This window comes from Aeromonas dhakensis (genome assembly GCF_000820305.1).
In the GTDB taxonomy this organism is placed as follows: Bacteria; Pseudomonadota; Gammaproteobacteria; order Enterobacterales; family Aeromonadaceae; genus Aeromonas; species Aeromonas dhakensis.
In genome coordinates, this window is sequence record NZ_CDBH01000027.1 from 107,742 (window position 1) to 124,908 (window position 17,167).

General features: G+C 62.4%; 14 protein-coding genes. 10 read left to right on the plus strand and 4 right to left on the minus strand.

The features are described 5' to 3' along the window. Window positions 1-329: 329 nt before the first annotated feature. The 9 genes from rpe (at window position 330) to BN1143_RS05885 (ending at window position 8,636) form a co-directional block, all read left to right on the plus strand. On the plus strand, window positions 330-1,004 hold the full coding sequence (gene rpe / locus BN1143_RS05845; RefSeq protein ID WP_010633199.1) for a ribulose-phosphate 3-epimerase: 675 nt from the start codon (window positions 330-332) through the stop codon (window positions 1,002-1,004). Then, window positions 991-1,659, plus strand: a complete 669-nt coding sequence (locus BN1143_RS05850) for a phosphoglycolate phosphatase (RefSeq protein ID WP_005298398.1) — start codon at window positions 991-993, stop codon at window positions 1,657-1,659. The genes rpe and BN1143_RS05850 overlap by 14 nt, the downstream gene beginning before the upstream one ends. 39 nt (window positions 1,660-1,698) lie before the next feature. Next, window positions 1,699-2,703 carry a tryptophan--tRNA ligase gene (gene trpS, locus BN1143_RS05855; RefSeq protein ID WP_005298400.1) on the plus strand — a complete coding sequence of 335 codons (1,005 nt, stop codon included), beginning with the start codon at window positions 1,699-1,701 and terminating at the stop codon, window positions 2,701-2,703. A gap of 124 nt (window positions 2,704-2,827) precedes the next feature. After that, window positions 2,828-3,043, plus strand: coding sequence for a hypothetical protein (locus BN1143_RS05860; RefSeq protein WP_005298403.1), 216 nt, complete (start codon window positions 2,828-2,830; stop codon window positions 3,041-3,043). A gap of 20 nt (window positions 3,044-3,063) precedes the next feature. Continuing rightward, window positions 3,064-3,645 (plus strand): aminodeoxychorismate synthase component II, encoded by a 582-nt coding sequence (locus BN1143_RS05865; RefSeq protein ID WP_042049949.1) that lies wholly within the window; start codon window positions 3,064-3,066, stop codon window positions 3,643-3,645. A 277-nt stretch (window positions 3,646-3,922) separates the two neighbouring features. Further along, complete coding sequence (locus BN1143_RS05870; RefSeq protein ID WP_042049950.1) at window positions 3,923-5,140, plus strand: aspartate aminotransferase family protein; 1,218 nt, start codon at window positions 3,923-3,925, stop codon at window positions 5,138-5,140. A gap of 75 nt (window positions 5,141-5,215) precedes the next feature. Further along, window positions 5,216-6,235 carry an arginine N-succinyltransferase gene (gene astA / locus BN1143_RS05875; RefSeq protein ID WP_005298408.1) on the plus strand — a complete coding sequence of 340 codons (1,020 nt, stop codon included), beginning with the start codon at window positions 5,216-5,218 and terminating at the stop codon, window positions 6,233-6,235. Window positions 6,236-6,305: 70 nt separating this feature from the next. After that, window positions 6,306-7,775: a succinylglutamate-semialdehyde dehydrogenase gene (gene astD / locus BN1143_RS05880; RefSeq protein WP_042049951.1), complete on the plus strand. Its 1,470-nt coding sequence runs from the start codon at window positions 6,306-6,308 to the stop codon at window positions 7,773-7,775. A 63-nt stretch (window positions 7,776-7,838) separates the two neighbouring features. Beyond that, window positions 7,839-8,636, plus strand: coding sequence for a DUF1338 domain-containing protein (locus tag BN1143_RS05885; RefSeq protein WP_005298414.1), 798 nt, complete (start codon window positions 7,839-7,841; stop codon window positions 8,634-8,636). Window positions 8,637-8,722: 86 nt separating this feature from the next. Here the strand turns inward: BN1143_RS05885 and BN1143_RS05890 are convergent, their stop codons facing one another. Continuing rightward, window positions 8,723-9,319, minus strand: coding sequence for an HAD family hydrolase (locus BN1143_RS05890; protein WP_010633205.1), 597 nt, complete (start codon window positions 9,317-9,319; stop codon window positions 8,723-8,725). Window positions 9,320-9,497: 178 nt separating this feature from the next. On the opposite strand from BN1143_RS05890, the gene BN1143_RS05895 reads away from it, so the two are divergent. Further along, window positions 9,498-10,862, plus strand: coding sequence for an MDR family MFS transporter (locus BN1143_RS05895; protein WP_019839674.1), 1,365 nt, complete (start codon window positions 9,498-9,500; stop codon window positions 10,860-10,862). A gap of 67 nt (window positions 10,863-10,929) precedes the next feature. Here BN1143_RS05895 and nifJ read toward each other — a convergent pair whose 3' ends face one another. The 3 genes from nifJ to BN1143_RS05910 form a co-directional block, all read right to left on the minus strand. Then, on the minus strand, window positions 10,930-14,463 hold the full coding sequence (gene nifJ, locus BN1143_RS05900; RefSeq protein ID WP_042049985.1) for a pyruvate:ferredoxin (flavodoxin) oxidoreductase: 3,534 nt from the start codon (window positions 14,461-14,463) through the stop codon (window positions 10,930-10,932). Window positions 14,464-14,877: 414 nt separating this feature from the next. After that, window positions 14,878-15,648, minus strand: a complete 771-nt coding sequence (locus BN1143_RS05905) for a substrate-binding domain-containing protein (RefSeq protein ID WP_042049952.1) — start codon at window positions 15,646-15,648, stop codon at window positions 14,878-14,880. A 152-nt stretch (window positions 15,649-15,800) separates the two neighbouring features. Continuing rightward, the gene (locus tag BN1143_RS05910) at window positions 15,801-16,826 is read right to left on the minus strand and encodes a hypothetical protein (RefSeq protein WP_042049953.1); all 1,026 of its coding nucleotides are present in this window, start codon (window positions 16,824-16,826) and stop codon (window positions 15,801-15,803) included. Window positions 16,827-17,167: the final 341 nt, after the last annotated feature.

Below are 17,167 nucleotides of genomic sequence, written 5' to 3' on the forward strand. Positions count from 1 at the left end.
GAATAGTTGCAACACGGCCTTCACCACAGGTGTCGTTGAGGGGGATGACGCTGATGCAAGCTCAGTAACAATGGGAAAAGAGAGAGTAGATGTAGAAAGGCTATCACACATGACGAAGAAGGTTTTCGCGGTGATAACTAGCGTTGAGGTTCACCTTACAACACGTACTTGAGGCTGGGTCTTATTGATACTTGTAGACGCGATGTTTGGTTCTCATGTTCTGTCATGATGAGGTTCGCTTTTTCCATACCCTGTGCGGGTCGTTTTCGGCGCTCGTTTGCGGTAAAATTGCGCCGCTTTTTCTGCCACGCTGCCAATGGATGACGCTGATGAAAGACTTTCTGATTGCCCCCTCGATCCTCTCCGCCGACTTTGCCCGTCTGGGGGACGATGTCGCCAAGGTGCTGGCCGCCGGTGCCGACGTGGTCCATTTCGACGTGATGGACAACCATTATGTGCCCAACCTGACCATAGGCCCCATGGTCTGTCAGGCCCTGCGCGACTACGGCATCGAGGCGCCCATCGACGTGCACCTGATGGTCAAGCCGGTGGATCGCATCATTCCCGATTTTGCCAAGGCCGGTGCCTCCCTCATCACCTTCCACCCGGAAGCGTCCGACCACGTCGACCGCTCCCTGGGCCTCATTAAGGAGCAGGGCTGCCAGGCCGGTCTGGTGCTGAACCCGGCCACCCCGCTCACCTGCCTGGAGTACGTGATGGACAAGCTGGACGTGATCCTGCTGATGTCGGTCAACCCGGGCTTCGGTGGCCAGAGCTTCATTCCTGGCACCCTCGACAAGCTGCGCCAGGTGCGCCGCCTGATCGACGAGAGCGGCCGTGACATCCGTCTCGAGATCGACGGCGGGGTCAAGGTGGAGAACATCCGTGAAATTGCCCAGGCTGGCGCCGACATGTTCGTGGCCGGCTCTGCCATCTTCAGCCGCCCGGACTACAAGGCGGTGATCGACGAGATGCGGGCGGAGCTCTCTCATGTCAAACGCTGAACGTGATTTTGACCTGGTGCTGTTCGATCTGGACGGCACCCTGATCGACAGCGCCCCGCAACTGGCGCTGGCGGTCAACCGTACGCTGACCGAGCTCGGGCTGGCCGAGGCTGACGAGGCCGTGGTGCGGACCTGGGTCGGCAACGGTGCCGACAAGCTGATCCAGCGGGCGCTGGACTATCGCGCGGCGCCCGAGCTGTTTGCCAGCGCCCGTCCGCTGTTTGACCGTCACTATCAGGCCTGCCTGCTGGAAGGGCTGGCCATGTATGACGGGGTTGAGCAGAGCCTGCGCCGCCTGCAGGCGCTGGGCTACCGGCAGGGGATCGTGACCAACAAGCCGAGCCACTTCGTGCAGCCGATCCTCGATGCCCTCGGCATCGCCGATTGCTTCGCGCTCTGGCTGGGGGGCAACTGCGTGCCGGTCAAGAAACCGAGTCCGGAACCGCTGCTGCTGGCCTGCCACGAGCTGGGCGTCAGCCCGTCGCGCACCCTGATGGTGGGCGACTCCGAAAATGACGTGCTGGCCGCCCAGGCTGCCGGCATGAAGGTGGTGGGGCTGACCTACGGCTACAACTACGGCCGTCCCATCGCAGATTCCCGCCCGGACTGGGTATGCGAACAGTTTGCCCAGCTCGACGCGCTGCTGGCCGAATAAGCTGGCCAGGCAGGCCGAATAACAAGGATCAACACTCTGATGACTAAACCTATCGTATTGAGCGGGGCCCAACCGTCGGGCCAGCTGACCATCGGCAACTACATGGGGGCCCTGCGTCAGTGGGTCAACATGCAGGATGACTTCGACTGCCTCTACTGCATCGTCGATCTGCACGCCATCACCACCCGCCAGGATCCGGCCGCCCTGCGCAAGGCCTGCCTGGACGCCGCCGCCCTCTATCTGGCGGTCGGCATCGATCCGGCCAAGAGCACCGTCTTCATCCAGTCCCACGTGCCGCAGCATGCCGAGCTTGGCTGGATCCTGAACTGCTACACCCAGATGGGCGAGCTGTCGCGCATGACCCAGTTCAAGGACAAGTCCGCCCGTTTCGAGAACAACGTCAACGTCGGCCTGTTCGGTTATCCGGTGCTGATGGCGGCCGACATTCTGCTCTATCAGGCCAATCAGGTGCCGGTGGGCAACGACCAGAAGCAGCACCTGGAGCTGACCCGCGACATCTGCACCCGCTTCAACAACCTCTACGGCGAGGTGTTCACCCTGCCGGAGCCCTTCATTCCGACCGAAGGCGCCCGGGTGATGAGCCTGCAGGATCCGACCAAGAAGATGTCCAAGTCGGATGACAACGAGGCCAACTTCATCGGCCTGCTGGAAGATCCCAAACAGATCGTCAAGAAGATCAAGCGCGCGGTGACCGACTCCGACGAGCCGGCGGTGGTGCGTTTCGATCCGGAGAACAAGCCGGGGGTTTCCAACCTGCTGACCTTGATGTCCGGGGTGACCGGTCGCTCCATCCCCGAGCTGGAGCAGCATTTCGAAGGCAAGATGTACGGTCACCTCAAGACCGAAACCGCCGAGGCCGTGGTTGCCTTGCTGGAGCCGATCCAGGCGCGCTTCCACGAGCTGCGTCAGGATGAGGCTCATCTGCAGGCCATTTTGGCGGCAGGTGCACAAAAGGCGCGGGAAAGGGCTGAAAAAACCCTGGCCAGCGTATATGATGTAGTCGGCTTCGTTCCTCGAGCCTGACATACTGGGAAGGTGTAGTAGAAGAGAGCTGGGTATTTGCCTGGCTTTCTTTGTTTTACCCGACCTGCTGTTCGTTGTTTTCATCTTCCAATTTCAAACGCGGGCGTCTGCCCCAAGAGTTAGCATGTCTGTCGAATCAAATACCACGATTGAAGAGTTGGGTGACAAGGGTCACTGGCTGCGCAAGTTCCGCAAGGCCAAGAACCTGCATACCCTGCAACTGATGGTCTCCAACGCCATCGACAAGCACCATAAAATCCCCGCCATCGCCGCCGCCATCTACCTGGCCGAGTGCCAGCGCGAGCGCGAGATGGAGCAGGGCCGCTATCTGGATCGTTAATTCTCTGCCCTGGTTGACCCATGCTGTTGTTGATCGATAACTACGACTCCTTTACCTGGAATCTGGTGCAATATTTTGGCGCCCTGGGACAGGAGGTGGTGGTGAAGCGCAATGACGAGCTGACGCTGGACGCCATCGCCCGGCTCTCTCCCCGCTATCTGGTGATCTCTCCCGGCCCCTGCACGCCAAACGAGGCGGGCATCTCTCTGGCGACCATCTCCCGTTTTGCCGGCCAGCTTCCCATCCTCGGCGTCTGTCTCGGCCACCAATCCCTGGCGCAGGCGTTCGGCGCTCAGGTTGTACGTGCGCGCCAGATGATGCACGGCAAGACCTCGCTCATTCGCCATCGGGGGGAGGGAGTCTTCAAGGGGCTCAACGACCCGCTGCGGGTCACTCGTTACCATTCGCTCATCGTGGAGCGCGACACCTTGCCCGATTGTCTCGAGATCACCGCCTGGAGCGAACATGCCGATGGCAGCCCGGACGAGATCATGGGCCTGCGCCATAAGCAGTTGAATATAGAGGGGGTTCAGTTCCATCCGGAGAGCATTTTGAGCGAACAGGGCCATCAATTGCTGGCCAATTTTCTGGCAAATTCCTGACAAGTCGTGATCGGCCTCTCAAAATCGTGATGAGGCCAAAAATATTTTCCCTGACACTTTATTCACCTGCCTCCCTGTCCAAATTATCTCTTGCCAACACCCCCTGAGCCGTTATGCAATGCGGTTGCCTAAAATCTCACGGGCAATCGAACATTGTTCCCTGTAACGCGCTTTGTTGCAGACTTTTAGCTTTTTTTCTGTGACAATGCCGATGTGTTTACATGGATTTAACTTTTGGGCGGTGGATTATTCTGTCGCCAGATCGAAGGAGAGCAATATGTCAGAGTTGTTGGCAGTGACACGTGAAGTGTTTGATGAAGTGATGGTTCCCAACTATGCGCCCGCCAAGATCATCCCGGTGCGTGGTGAAGGGTCACGTGTCTGGGATCAGGAAGGCCGTGAGTATGTGGACTTCGCCGGCGGGATCGCCGTCAATGGCCTGGGCCATTGCCATCCCAAGCTGGTAGAGGCCCTGAAAACCCAGGGCGAGAAGCTGTGGCACCTCTCCAACGTGATGACCAACGAGCCGGCTCTGCGCCTGGCCAAGAAGCTGGTCGCCGCTACCTTCGCCGACAAGGTCTATTTCTGCAACTCCGGTGCCGAAGCCAACGAAGCCGCCCTCAAGCTGGCCCGTCGCTACGCCATCGAGAAGTTCGGCGCCCACAAGACCCAGATCATCGCCTTCCATCAGGGTTTCCACGGTCGTACCTTCTTTACCGTCAGCGTCGGCGGCCAGGCTGCCTACTCCGATGGTTTCGGTCCCAAGCCCGCTGACATCACCCACGTGGCTTACAACGATCTGGCCGCACTGGCCGAGGTCATCTCCGACAATACCTGCGCCGTGGTGATGGAGCCGCTGCAGGGCGAGGGTGGCATCATTCGTCCCACCGATGAGTTTGCCAAAGGGGTGCGCGAGCTGTGCGACAAACACAACGCCCTGCTGATCTATGACGAAGTGCAATCTGGCGTCGGCCGTACCGGCGATCTGTTTGCCTACATGGGTCTGGGCGTCACGCCGGACATCCTCACCAGCGCCAAGGCGCTGGGCGGCGGCTTCCCCATCGGCGCCATGCTGACCACCACCGAGATCGCCTCCCACCTGAAAGTGGGCACTCACGGCTCTACCTACGGCGGCAACCCGCTGGCCTGTGCGGTGGCCGAGGCGGTGATCGACGTGATCAACACCCCGGAAGTGCTCAGCGGCATCAAGCAGCGCGAGCAACTGTTCCGCGAAGGGCTGGAAGCCATCAACGCCAAGTACCACTGTTTCAGCGAAGTGCGCGGCAAGGGTCTGTTGCTGGGCGCCGTGCTGAACGACGACTACAAGGGTCGTTCCCGCGACTTCCTGCTGGCCTCCATCGATCAGGGTCTGATGGCGCTGGTTGCCGGCACCAACGTGGTGCGCTTCGCGCCGTCCCTGGTGATTCCGGAAGCGGACATCAAGGAAGGGCTGACCCGGTTCGAGAAAGCGGTTGCCCAGGTGGTTAACGCCTGATCCAAATTGAGGTGGGGAACCCGCCCGGCAGGAGCCGGGCCCCCACCTGTCGTCAATGAAAGGGAGTTGTCATTTATGTTGGTTATCCGTCCCATCGAGCAAAAAGATTTTGCCGGTCTCAAGACCTGTGCCATCGAATCCGGCACCGGCATGACCTCGTTGCCCGTCAACGATGAACTGCTGCAGCGCAAGATAGACGCCTCCACCCAGACCTTCTCGGACAAGCCCGCGGGAAAGGGTGACTGCCTCTATTTCTTCGTCGCCGAGGATCTGGAGACCGGCGAAATGGTCGGTACCTGCGCCATCGATGCGGCCGTGGGCCTGTCCCAGCCGTTCTACAACTATCACATCGGCAAGGTGGTGCACTCTTCCCCCAAGCTCGGCATCTACAACGTGGTGGAGACGCTCACCCTCTCCAACGACTACACCGGCAATTCCGAGCTCTGCACCCTGTTTCTGCGCGAATGCGCCCGCGAGGGGCTCAACGGCCGTCTGCTCTCCAAGCACCGCTTTCTGTTCATGGCCGAACACCCCGAGCTGTTTGACGAAACCGTCTTCGCCGAGATGCGCGGCGTCTCCGATGGCGATGGTCACAGCCCCTTCTACGAGTGGCTGCAAAAGCATTTCTTCTCGATGGATTTTCCCACCGTCGACTATCTCACCGGCATCGGCAAGAAGCGCTTCATCGCCGAGCTGATGCCCAAGTACCCCATCTACGTCAATCTGCTGAGCAACGAGGCGCGCGCCGTCATCGGTCAGACCCACGAGAAGACCCGCCCGGCCATCAAGATGCTGCAGGACGAAGGGTTCGTGAATCGCGGCTATGTCGACATCTTCGATGCCGGCCCCACCGTCGAGTGCGACGTGAAGAACATTCGCAGCGTGCGCCGCAGCCAGAAGCTGCGGGTACTGGTGGGTGAGCCCATCGGCGGCAAGACCCACCTGATCTGCAACACCCGCTACGAGCACTACCGCGCCTGCTACGGCAACATCCGGGTCGATCTCGACAAGCACGAGGCCATCATTCCGCCCAAGATGGCGGCGGCGCTCAAGGTGCAGGATGGCGACATGGTGCGTGCCGTCGATCTCGACTGATCCGGCTGGCGACGAAACCGAATATGAAACAGGCAGCCTCGGCTGCCTGCATACCACAGGGAGTGATTGGATGACTCATTTAGTGCAGTTTATCGACGGTCAGTGGCTGGCCGGTGAAGGCAAGCCGTTCGAATCAAGGGATCCGGCCAAGAATCAGGTGATCTGGCAAGGGGAGGCCGCCAGCGCCGCCCAGGTGGATGCCGCCGTCAAGGCCGCCCGCCATGCCTTCTATCATTGGTCCGATCTGGCCCTCGACGAGCGTCTGGCCATCGTGCGCCGCTACGCCGACCTGCTTGGCGAGCACAAGGAGGCACTGGCCCTGACCATCGCCCGCGAGACCGGCAAGCCGCTGTGGGAGACCCGTACCGAGGTCGCCGCCATGCAGGGCAAGATAGCGATCTCGATCCGTGCCCATGACGAGCGCACCGGCACGGTGGAGAACCCCATGCCGGGCGCCAAGGCATTCGTGCGTCACAAGCCCCACGGTGTGGTGGCGGTGTTCGGCCCCTACAACTTCCCGGGCCACCTGCCCAACGGCCATATCGTGCCGGCGCTGATCGCCGGCAATACCGTGGTGTTCAAGCCCTCCGAGCTGACCCCCATGGTGGCAGAGGCCATGCTGAAGGTGTGGCAGGAGGCGGGACTGCCCAAGGGCGTGCTCAACCTGGTGCAGGGCGAGGTGGACACCGGCAAGGCGCTGGCCGGCAACCCGGACATCGACGGCCTCTTCTTCACCGGCTCGTCTCGCACCGGCCACTTCCTGCACCAGCAGTTTGCCGGCCAGCCGGGCAAGATCCTGGCCCTGGAGATGGGCGGCAACAACCCACTGATCGTGAAAGACGTGAGCGACATCGACGGCGCCGTCCATGCCATCGTGCAGTCCGCCTTCATCACCTCGGGCCAGCGCTGCACCTGCTCGCGCCGCCTGTTTGTCGAGCGCGGCGAGCGGGGCGATGCTCTGGTCAAGCGCCTGGTGGAGGTGGTCGGCCAGATCAAGGTCGGTCACTACGATGACGAGGCTCAGCCCTTTATGGGTGCCATGATCAGCGAGAAGGCAGCACTGGGCATGGTCGAGGCGCAAGCCAACCTGCAGCGCCTCGGTGGCGAGAGCCTGCTCACTCTCAAGCACCTGGAAGCGGGCACCGGCTTCGTCTCCCCGGGCATCATAGACGTGACCGCGGTCAGCGCGCTGCCGGATGAAGAGTACTTCGGCCCGCTGCTGCAGCTCATTCGCTACGACGACTTCGATGCCGCTATCGACCAGGGCAACGCCACCAGCTTCGGCCTCTCGGCCGGCCTGCTCGGCGACAGCGAGGCGGACTGGCACCACTTCTTCAAGCGCATTCGCGCCGGCATCGTCAACTGGAACAAGCCCATCACCGGTGCCTCCAGTGCCGCCCCGTTCGGCGGCATCGGCGCCTCCGGCAACCACAGAGCGAGCGCCTACTACGCCGCCGACTACTGTGCGTATCCGGTCGCTTCCGTCGAAGACAGCAAGGCTGCCATGCCGGATCAGCTGTCTCCCGGCCTGAGCTTCTGACAACAACGAAAAGGGGGCACCTCAGGGTGCCCCTGTCTGTACCCGCAATCAAAGGAAAGAGAGATGCAAAAGGATATCGACACCCTGTTCAGTCATCTGTGGGACAACTACATCAAGGTGACCCCGAGTGCCCACAAGGTGCACACCCTGCTGGGGGGCGGTGAACCCATCGTCAACGATCACGTGGCGTTTCGCACCTACAACCTGCCCAAGCTGGGGCTGGAGAAGCTGGCGGCCCACTTCCTGGCGCTCGGCTACGAGCAGAAGGGCGAGTACGTGTTCAAGGCCAAGAAGCTCTACGCCAAGCACTTCGAGCACAAGGATCCGGACGCTCCCAAGGTGTTCATCAGCGAGCTGAAGGTAGAGGAGCTCTCAGAAGGCGCTCAGGCCATCATCCACAAGCTGGTGGATCAGGTGCCCGATCATCTGACCGATACCGCCGCCTTCCTCTATGCCGGTGCCCCCTGGCAGGTCTCCTATGCCGACTACCAGACCCTGCTGGCGGAGAGCGAGTATGCGGCCTGGATGGCGGCCTGGGGTTATCGCGCCAACCACTTCACCGTCAACATCAACCGCCTGCGGGATTTCGACACCATAGAGCAGGTGAACGCTGCTCTGAAAGCGGCCGGCTTCGTGCTCAACAGCGTGGGCGGCGAGGTGAAAGGGGACCCGCAGGTGATGCTGGAGCAATCCTCCACCATGGCCGACAAGGCGGACGTGGCCTTCAGCGACGGTGTACGCACCATCCCGAGCTGCTTCTACGAATTCGCCCTGCGCTACCCACAGGCCGACGGCGTGCTCTACCCGGGCTTCGTCGAGGCGTCGGCCGACAAGATCTTCGAATCCACCAACGCCATGTAAGGCGGGGCCGGCTCACTCCGGCACGACTGCATGCAAAACGCCTCCCTTGTGGAGGCGTTTTTGTCCTGGCTGACGCAGAGTGGGAGCTAGCGCTGGTAGAGCTCCCCCTCCAGCACCAGTACCGTCTCCATTCCGGCGGCGCGGCCCGCCTGCAGGCCGATCTGGGTGTCTTCGAACACCAGGCAGTTGGCGGGGTTGGCCCCCAGCTGCTCGGCCACTTGCAGGAAGGTGTCGGGATGGGGCTTGTGGTTGACCACATCGTCGGCGCTCACCACCACCTGGATGTAGGCATCGAGCCCGGTGCTTTTGAGGATCGACTCCGCCTGATTGCGCGGCGAGCCAGTGCCGATACCCATGGGGACCTTGCCGTGGCAGCGCCTGACCAGCTCCCACATGGCAGGAAAGACGCTCACTTGCTGGATATGCTCCATGTAGAGGGCCACCTTGCGGCGGGTGAAGGCCTCCACGTCTATGGTCAGGCCGTGCTGTTCGGCCAGGATGGCGACGATCTTGCGGGTGGGAATGCCGCCGTACTCGTTGAGCTGGGCGCGATCGAAGGGCAGGCCAAACTCGGCGCTGGTGGCTTCCCAGGCATCCAGGTGGCGCGGCATGGAGTCCACCAGGGTGCCATCCATATCGAAAATCAGGGCGTCGTACTGCTCAAACCGGAACTGCTCGGACATGGGGCTGCTTCCTCTCGGGGTAAAAGGGCAGCCTACCAGAGCGGGGGGCACAATGCCGCGACCGGGGTCATGCTTGCCGGCACGGATGCCCCGGTTTTGGTCATCCGCCAGTGATGTATGAGACAATAACAAGTTCTGCGCCGCAGACGCTGGAGCAACAAAGGAGCGAGCCCGTCTTATGTCCCCCAAAACCATCTTCTCGAGCGTGGCCCTGGTGATCGCGCTGGGTTCACTGGAAAAGAGCATAGTCACCACCCCGCTGCCCATCATAGGGGCCGAGCTCAATGCCGGCGCCGCCCTCACCTGGGTAGTCACCGCCTACCTGCTGGCGGCCACCGCCGCCCTGCCCATCTACGGCAAACTGAGCGACATGTTCGGTCGCGTGCGCATGCTCAACATCGGCATTGGCCTGTTTCTGGCCGGCTCGGTGGCCTGCGGCCTGGCCCAGGATCTGCCGACCCTGCTGGCCGCCCGGGTGCTGCAGGGGCTGGGAGGCGGCGGCTTGATCGCGCTCGCCTTCACCGTCATCGCCGACAGCATACCGCCGCGGGAGGTGGGCAAGTATCAGGGCTACATCTCGGCGGTCTATGCGGTTTCCAGCATCGCCGGTCCCTTGCTCGGCGGCTATTTCACCGAGCAGCTCAGCTGGCGCTGGATCTTCTGGATCAACCTGCCGCTCGGCGCCATCGCCCTCTGGCTGGTGAACCGCAACCTGGGCCACCTCAATGTGCGTCGTCACAGCCGCTTCGACTGGAAGGGGGCGGCGCTGCTCATCACTGTCACCACTCTCACCCTGTTGCTGCTCTCGCCGGAGGCGGCGCTGCCCGCCATCTGGCTCGCGGCCGCGCTGGCGGTGGCCCTGTTGTTGCTGGTGCTGATCGAGCGGCGGGCCCACGACCCCATCCTGCCGGCCCACCTGGCGCGTCAGCCCGGTTATCTGGTGAGCGTGCTGCTGGCGCTGGCCTCGCAACTGCTGATGTTCGCCGTGCTGGTCTACCTGCCGCTGCAGATGCAGTGGCAGAAGGGGATGAGCGCCAGCGACAGCGGCGAGATCATGGTGATCTTCATGGTCTGCATCACGGCGGGGGCCTTCGTCGGCGGCAAGCTGATCGGCCACACCGGCTACTACAAGCGTTTCGTGGTGGTGGGGTTCGCCCTGGCGGCGCTGGCCCTGTGGCAGATCCACTTCGACGTCTGGATCAGGCTGGGACTGGCGTTTGCCGGCATCGGCCTTGGCCTGGTGCTGCCCGCGCTCTCGGTGGTGGTGCAAAACGCCCTGCCGCGGGAAGATCGCGGCATCGGCATGTCGCTGTTCAACTTCGGCCGCGAGCTGGGGGGCGCGGTCGGGGTGGCCATCTGCGCCGTGCTGTTCCACTCTGCCCTGCCGGCGGGCAGCAGCCACAACCTGGCCAGCCTGAGCCCGGTCGAGCTGGCGCCCGGCTTCAGCGCCACCTACATCGGCATGGCGCTGATCGCCAGCGCCGCCCTGCTGGTCACCCTGCTGGCGTTGAAGCGCCACGAGCTGGCCGACATGCCCGCCTGATGGCCGCCAGCCGATAAAAAGAGGGCTCCCCGCGGGGAGCCCTCTTTATTGGTGGCAACTTGCGCGCTTACTCCTGCGCCGGCGCCTCCTTGCCGGCCAGCTGGCTCAGCCAGGCGAAGCGGCGGTGGGCATCCTCCTGCGCCTCCTCATAGAGCCGGCTGGCCACCTCCGGCAGCTGGCGGGTGAGGCGCTCGAAGCGGGGCTCCTGCTGCAGGGTGTCGGCCAGCGAGGCGCTGGGGGCGCGAGAGTCCAGTGCCAGCGGCGCTTTGCCCTCTTCCTTGCGGCGCGGATCGTAGCGATAGAGTGGCCAGAAGCCGGCGGCGGTCAGCTGCTTCATCTGCTCGTGGCTCTGGGCCAGATCGTAGCCGTGCTCCTCGCAGGGGCTGTAGGCGATGATGAGCGACGGACCTGGGTAGGCCTCCGCCTCCTGGATCGCCTTCACCGTCTGGTTCATCTGGGCGCCGAGGGAGATCTGCGCCACGTAGACGTGACCGTACATCATCACGTTGGCACCGAGATCCTTGCGCCCCTTGCGCTTGCCCTGCTCGCCAAACTTGGTGATGGCGCCGAGCGGGGTGGCCTTGGACTGCTGGCCGCCGGTGTTGGAGTAGCACTGGGTGTCGAGCACCAACACATTGATGTTCTCCCCCAGGCTCAGCACGTGATCCAGCCCGCCGTAACCGATGTCGTAGGCCCAGCCGTCGCCGCCGATGAGCCAGACCGATTTCTCCACCAGGTAGTCCGCATCACGGGCCAGTTCCCGGGCCGCGGCGTCGGTGCGCCCCTCCAGCAGCGCACGTAGCTGCGCGATATGGGCCCGCTGCTCGGAGACCGGCAGGCTGGCGTCCTGCAGCCCCTGTTGAAGTTCGGCCGGGACGGCGTCCCCCAGGCTCGCCAACAGGCGGCGCACCCGCTCGCGATGCTGATCTACGGTGAGCCGAAAGCCCAAGCCAAACTCGGCGTTGTCCTCGAACAGGGAGTTGGCCCAGGCCGGCCCGCGCCCATCGGCGTTGGTGGTGTAAGGGGTGCTGGGCAGGTTGCCGCCATAAATCGACGAGCAGCCGGTGGCGTTGGCGATGAGCAACCTGTCCCCGTAGAGCTGGGTCAGCAGCTTGATATAGGGGGTCTCGCCGCAGCCGGAACAGGCACCCGAGTATTCAAACAGCGGCGAGATGAGCTGGGAGGTGCGGATGTCGATGCGCTCCAGCTGCTCGGCGCTGCGCTCGGGCAAGTCCAGGAAGAAGTCGTAGTTGGCCTTCTGGGCCTCGAGGTGATCCAGCCGCGATTCCATGTTGATCGCCTTGCGGCTCGGCTCGGCGCGATCCTTGGCCGGGCACACCTCGACGCAGAGGTTGCAGCCGGTGCAATCCTCAGGCGCCACCTGCAGCACGTACTGCTGGCCGCGCATGTCGCGGGCCTTCACATCCAGCGCATCCAGGGTGGCCGGCGCATCGGCCATGACTGCCTTGTCCACCACCTTGGCGCGGATGGCGGAGTGGGGGCAGGCGGCGACGCAGTAGTTGCACTGGGTGCAGAGGTCTGCCTGCCAGATGGGCACCTCCTTGGCGATGTTGCGTTTCTCCCAACGGGTGGTGCCCACCGGCCAGGTGCCGTCTGGCGGGAAGGCGGAGACCGGCAGGCTGTCGCCAAGCCCCGCCAGCATGGCGGCGGTGACGGTCTGCACGAAGTCCGGCGCCTTGGGGGAGACCACTGGCGGGCGGGGCCGACTGCCGGCCTCCATCTCGCCGAGGGGCACCTGAGTCAGCGCCTCACAGGTGGCGGCGAGGGCCTGCCAGTTGCGCTCGACCAGCGCCTGCCCCTTGCTGCCGTAGCTGTTGGCGATGGCCTGTTTTAGCAGCCGGATGGCCTCATCCAGTGGCAGGATGGCGGTGAGCTGGAAGAAGGCCATCTGCATGACGGTGTTTATGCGCTGGCCGAGTTGGCAGTCGCGGGCAATCTTGGCGGCGTTGATGGTGTAGAGACGGGCCCCCTTCTCGCGCAGGGCATGTTGCACCTCGAGGGGGAGGCGGCCCCAGAGCTTGGCCGCGCCATAGGGGCTGTTCAGGAGGAAGATGCCCCCCGTCTTGAGCCGCTCCGCCATCTGGTAAAGGTCGATGAACTGCCACTGGTGGCAGCCGACGAAGTCTGCCTCCTCCACCAGGTAGGCCGACCGCAGCGGCCGCGTTCCCACCCGCAGGTGGGAGACGGTGAGGCCACCCGCCTTCTTGGAGTCGTAGACGAAGTAGCCCTGGGGGTAGAGCTCAGTGTGGTTGCCGAGGATCTTGATACTGTTCTTGGCCGCCGACACGGTGCCATCGCTGCCAAGGCCGTAGAACAGTGCCTCCAGCTTGAGGTGGCTGGCCGGGGGCACTGAGGTCGGCAGCGGCAGGGAGAGGCCGGTGATGTCGTCAAAGATGCCGACGGTAAAGCGCGGGCGCGGGTTAGCCAGCGCCAGCTCGTCAAACACCGCCTGCACGCAGGCCGGGCCGAACTCCTTGGAAGAGAGGCCATAGCGTCCGCCGATGACCCGCGGCAGGCTGGCCCGCGCACCCCGGCTGACCGCCTCGGCCAGTGCCGCCATCACGTCCAGATAGAGTGGCTCGGCCTGGGCGCCCGGCTCCTTGGTGCGATCCAGCACCGCTATCTTGCTGGCGCTCGCGGGAATGACCGCCAGCAGGTGCGCGGCCGAGAAGGGGCGGTAGAGGCGCACCTTCACCAGCCCCACCTTCTCCCCTTGGGCCAGCAGGTGTTCGATCACTTCCTCACAGGTGCCGATGGCGGAACCCATCAGCACCAGCACCCGCTCGGCTTCTGGGTGACCCAGGTATTCGAACGGCCGGTAGCTGCGGCCGGTCTGCGCGCCGAAGGCGTCCATCGCCTCGCTCACGTGGCGATAGCCCTCGTCATACCAGGGGTTGCTCGCCTCCCTACACTGGAAATAGGTGTCCGGGTTGGCGGCGGTGCCGCGAATGACCGGCTTGTCGGGGGTCAGCGCCCGCTCCCGATGGGCCCGGATGGCGGCCTCGGGCAGCAGGGCGCGCAGGGTGTCGTCAGCGAGCGGCACTATCTTGGCTATCTCGTGGGAGGTGCGAAAACCGTCGAAGAAGTGGATGAAGGGGAGCCGGCTGTTGAGGCTGGCGATTTGGGAGATGAGGGCGAAGTCCTGCGCCTCCTGCACATTGCTGGCACAGAGCAGGGCGCAGCCGGTCTGGCGTACCGCCATCACGTCCGAGTGGTCACCGAAGATCGACAGGGCGTGGGTCGCCACGGTACGCGCCGCCACGTGCAGCACGAAGGGGATGAGTTGACCCGCCAGCTTGTAGAGGTTGGGGATCATCAGCAGCAGCCCCTGAGAGGAGGTAAACGAGGTCGCCAGCGCTCCGGTCTGCAGGGCGCCGTGGACGGTGGCGATGGCGCCCCCCTCCGACTGCATCTCCACCACTCGCGGCACATCCCCCCACAGGTTGGCACTGCCCTGGCTCGCCCAGGCCGACGACTGCTCGGCCATGGCGGAGCTGGGGGTGATGGGATAGATGGCGATCACTTCGCTGGTGCGATAAACCACGGAGGCAACGGCGCTGTTGGCGTCCGTCGTTAGCATGTCGTGTTTCATTCTCAAACCTTGGTTGCACAGTCGGCGTGGGTACGCAAACGACAAAAGAGACCGGGCCTTGCCCCGGGGGGAGCGAAAGCATGCTGTGCCCTTCCTTGTGGCAATCTGTGTCACTGGCCTGTGACGGTGAATTCGCTGTTCTTGCGCTGGGGTGAATCAACGTTGCGGCAAGAAAAATATGTGATGGAACGTTAATATGAGTAATGTTTTGCCGTTGTGATTGTCAATCTTCAAATTTATCCGCTCGATGAATTAAGGCTTCATATTTATTAAGCAAGAGTCGGCATCGCCAAAATAAATATCTGGTGAATCAGACCATCCTGTTAATGGGGGAATAGATGCCAATGCGTCCCTGCACTGGCATGAAATAATGGTCATCAGAAGATCATCACTCTCTTGTCATTAAAATTTGTCGGACCAGCCCAGCTGCTGAAAAATCTGCTTTGATTTTTCCCCTTTCAAATATTCGGCGAAACGTACCGCATCCTGGCTCGGACTCTTGTTAAGGACTATGTTCACATCCCGATAAACCACCAGCTGCTCTTCAATTGCCACCACGTCGCCCACGTCCGGGTTGCTCCTGGCCCAGTCAATCCAGGTGATCCAGGCATCGACGCGGGGATCTTCCTGGAACGCCTTGCGGGCGCTGCCGCTGTTGGGGGTGTATTGCACTATGTTGTTTCGAAAATCGGCGACCAGCTTGATGTCACCGGTGCGACCTATCATGTCTTCCCACACCCCGGTTCCCGAGGTGTTGCTGACCCCGGCCCCCTCCGGCACGACTATGCCGATGCCCGGTTTGGCCAGATCGGCCAGCCCCTTGATATTCTTGGGGTTGCCCTTCTTGACCAGAATGATGGCCGGGCGCAGGTAGAGCGGGGTAATCTTGTTGATGTCGAACTGCTGCTGATGGTCGGTGGCTATCGCCAGGGCCGATTGCTCGGAGGCGCCGAACAGCATGTCGGCGTTTTTGCCGGCATCGTCATTCCAGGTCGCCTGCGGCCCGAAATGGACGTTCACCTTGATCCCCGTCTCCGCTTCAAAGACGCTGCCTACCTTGATCAAGGCGGTGTGCGGCCCGCCGGGGCCATATAAGTTGACGTCCGCCAATGTGGCATAGCTGGTCAGCATGGTCACCAATGCGGAAGCCGTCATAAATATATGCTTGTTCATTATCTACACTCCTTTGGGACTGATGGTTCAAGCGAAAAGGACCGGTCATTTATCGAATTTATTTCAACGAAATATGAACGGTGAAATATTTCATGGTCAGGCATCAATATTATTTAAAGCCGCACAAGCCATGATTTAACATCTCTTCTCTCTTATATTCTGACGCCCACCATACCGGCAATGATGGCCAGCGCGAGGGCTGCCGAGCCGGCCAGTCCGGTGTACCACAGCAGCCTGATGCGGCTCGTTGCCACGCCGTGGGCCGCGAGCACCACCCGCAACCCGGCCAGCAGATGCGCCAGTACGAAGAAGACGCCGAGGGTGTAGTGGGGCACCAGGCGAATATTCCAGGGATCCATCAGCAGGCCCGCCTCGCCACCGGTGGCAAAACTCCAGTCGGTCGGTATGCCGAGGAAGCTGCGGGCATAGATGAACACCGAGTTCATGTGCCCCAGCACGAACACCGACAGATAGACGCCAGAGGCGATCTGGAAGGTGGTCAGCCAGTTATGTCGGGTACTGCTCCAGCGCCAGGCAAGGTAGAGACCTGAGCCGACCTGGAAGAGAAACGCCGCCACCAGCAGGGGTTCGACAACGCCGGCCCGGTAGACGGTGCGACCCGCCTCCATGACCCGGGCGTGAAGCTCGGGGCCGACCAACCCGGTCAGGTGATTGGCCAGATGAAAGAGTACATAGCAACAGAGCACCAGCGCGCTGATGCCATGGGCGACGCGCCAGCGTCCCAGCCCGCTCACTGGAAGGGCCTGCCCTGCCTCTGTCTGGTGTGACTCCCACCCCAGCAGCATGGCGCCAACCCAGAACAGAGACCACACCAGCACATCGGGCAGCGGGCTGCCGACCAGCGTCTGCACCACTCCGAGCAGGACATAGAGGCTGGGGGCCGCCACGCTCAGATAGGCCAGTCGACGCATGCCTGTGGTGATGCCGGGCCGATTGGCGACGATCAGCCCCGCCAGGGGAACGGCCAAGGCCAGCAGCAGCGAGAGCAGGGCGCCGAGCAGACTGGCAGCGCCGTTCTGGCCGACCAATGTGTTGAAGATCACTAACAGAAACGGATAGCCGAGCGCGGCCAGCGGGGGGAGCAGACAGAGTGAGTGAGGGCGCTGCACCATCATGTGCTCGCGGCTCTCGTCCGCGATCCTGGAAGGTAAGGGCATACTGATATTCCTGCTTGATAGGGCGGAAAACCACCTTGATTCGGGTCTATTCAGATAACCGCGGCGCGATATCCTGCGCGGGGCAACCCGTCATGCCGCCATGAGCGAGGGGCCGCAGTGACCGAGTGTCGGCTCCCAGCAATCGGGGCCGGCGAGAGGTGGGCCAATCTATTCCAGGGAATATCTCAGCAAGGAGGTCAGGTAATGCATATGTTTTATTTCCCCTTTAACTGAGCGCCAGGTTGATAATGTGAGGATAAAAAAAGCGGCCAAGGGGTAACAGGGACAAGAATGGTCATATGGAGTAGTCCATACAGATAACAGGGAGTAATTGGATTTCC

Excerpts from the sequence above, each read along its gene's own strand:
- rpe (WP_010633199.1), top strand. The coding sequence starts at position 330 with ATGAAAGACTTTCTGATTGCCCCCTCGATCCTCTCCGCCGACTTTGCC.
- BN1143_RS05850 (WP_005298398.1), top strand. The coding sequence starts at position 991 with ATGTCAAACGCTGAACGTGATTTTGACCTGGTGCTGTTCGATCTGGAC.
- trpS (WP_005298400.1), top strand. The coding sequence starts at position 1,699 with ATGACTAAACCTATCGTATTGAGCGGGGCCCAACCGTCGGGCCAGCTG.
- BN1143_RS05860 (WP_005298403.1), top strand. The coding sequence starts at position 2,828 with ATGTCTGTCGAATCAAATACCACGATTGAAGAGTTGGGTGACAAGGGT.
- BN1143_RS05865 (WP_042049949.1), top strand. The coding sequence starts at position 3,064 with ATGCTGTTGTTGATCGATAACTACGACTCCTTTACCTGGAATCTGGTG.
- BN1143_RS05870 (WP_042049950.1), top strand. The coding sequence starts at position 3,923 with ATGTCAGAGTTGTTGGCAGTGACACGTGAAGTGTTTGATGAAGTGATG.
- astA (WP_005298408.1), top strand. The coding sequence starts at position 5,216 with ATGTTGGTTATCCGTCCCATCGAGCAAAAAGATTTTGCCGGTCTCAAG.
- astD (WP_042049951.1), top strand. The coding sequence starts at position 6,306 with ATGACTCATTTAGTGCAGTTTATCGACGGTCAGTGGCTGGCCGGTGAA.
- BN1143_RS05885 (WP_005298414.1), top strand. The coding sequence starts at position 7,839 with ATGCAAAAGGATATCGACACCCTGTTCAGTCATCTGTGGGACAACTAC.
- BN1143_RS05890 (WP_010633205.1), bottom strand. The coding sequence starts at position 9,319 with ATGTCCGAGCAGTTCCGGTTTGAGCAGTACGACGCCCTGATTTTCGAT.
- BN1143_RS05895 (WP_019839674.1), top strand. The coding sequence starts at position 9,498 with ATGTCCCCCAAAACCATCTTCTCGAGCGTGGCCCTGGTGATCGCGCTG.
- nifJ (WP_042049985.1), bottom strand. The coding sequence starts at position 14,463 with ATGCTAACGACGGACGCCAACAGCGCCGTTGCCTCCGTGGTTTATCGC.
- BN1143_RS05905 (WP_042049952.1), bottom strand. The coding sequence starts at position 15,648 with ATGAACAAGCATATATTTATGACGGCTTCCGCATTGGTGACCATGCTG.
- BN1143_RS05910 (WP_042049953.1), bottom strand. The coding sequence starts at position 16,826 with ATGCCCTTACCTTCCAGGATCGCGGACGAGAGCCGCGAGCACATGATG.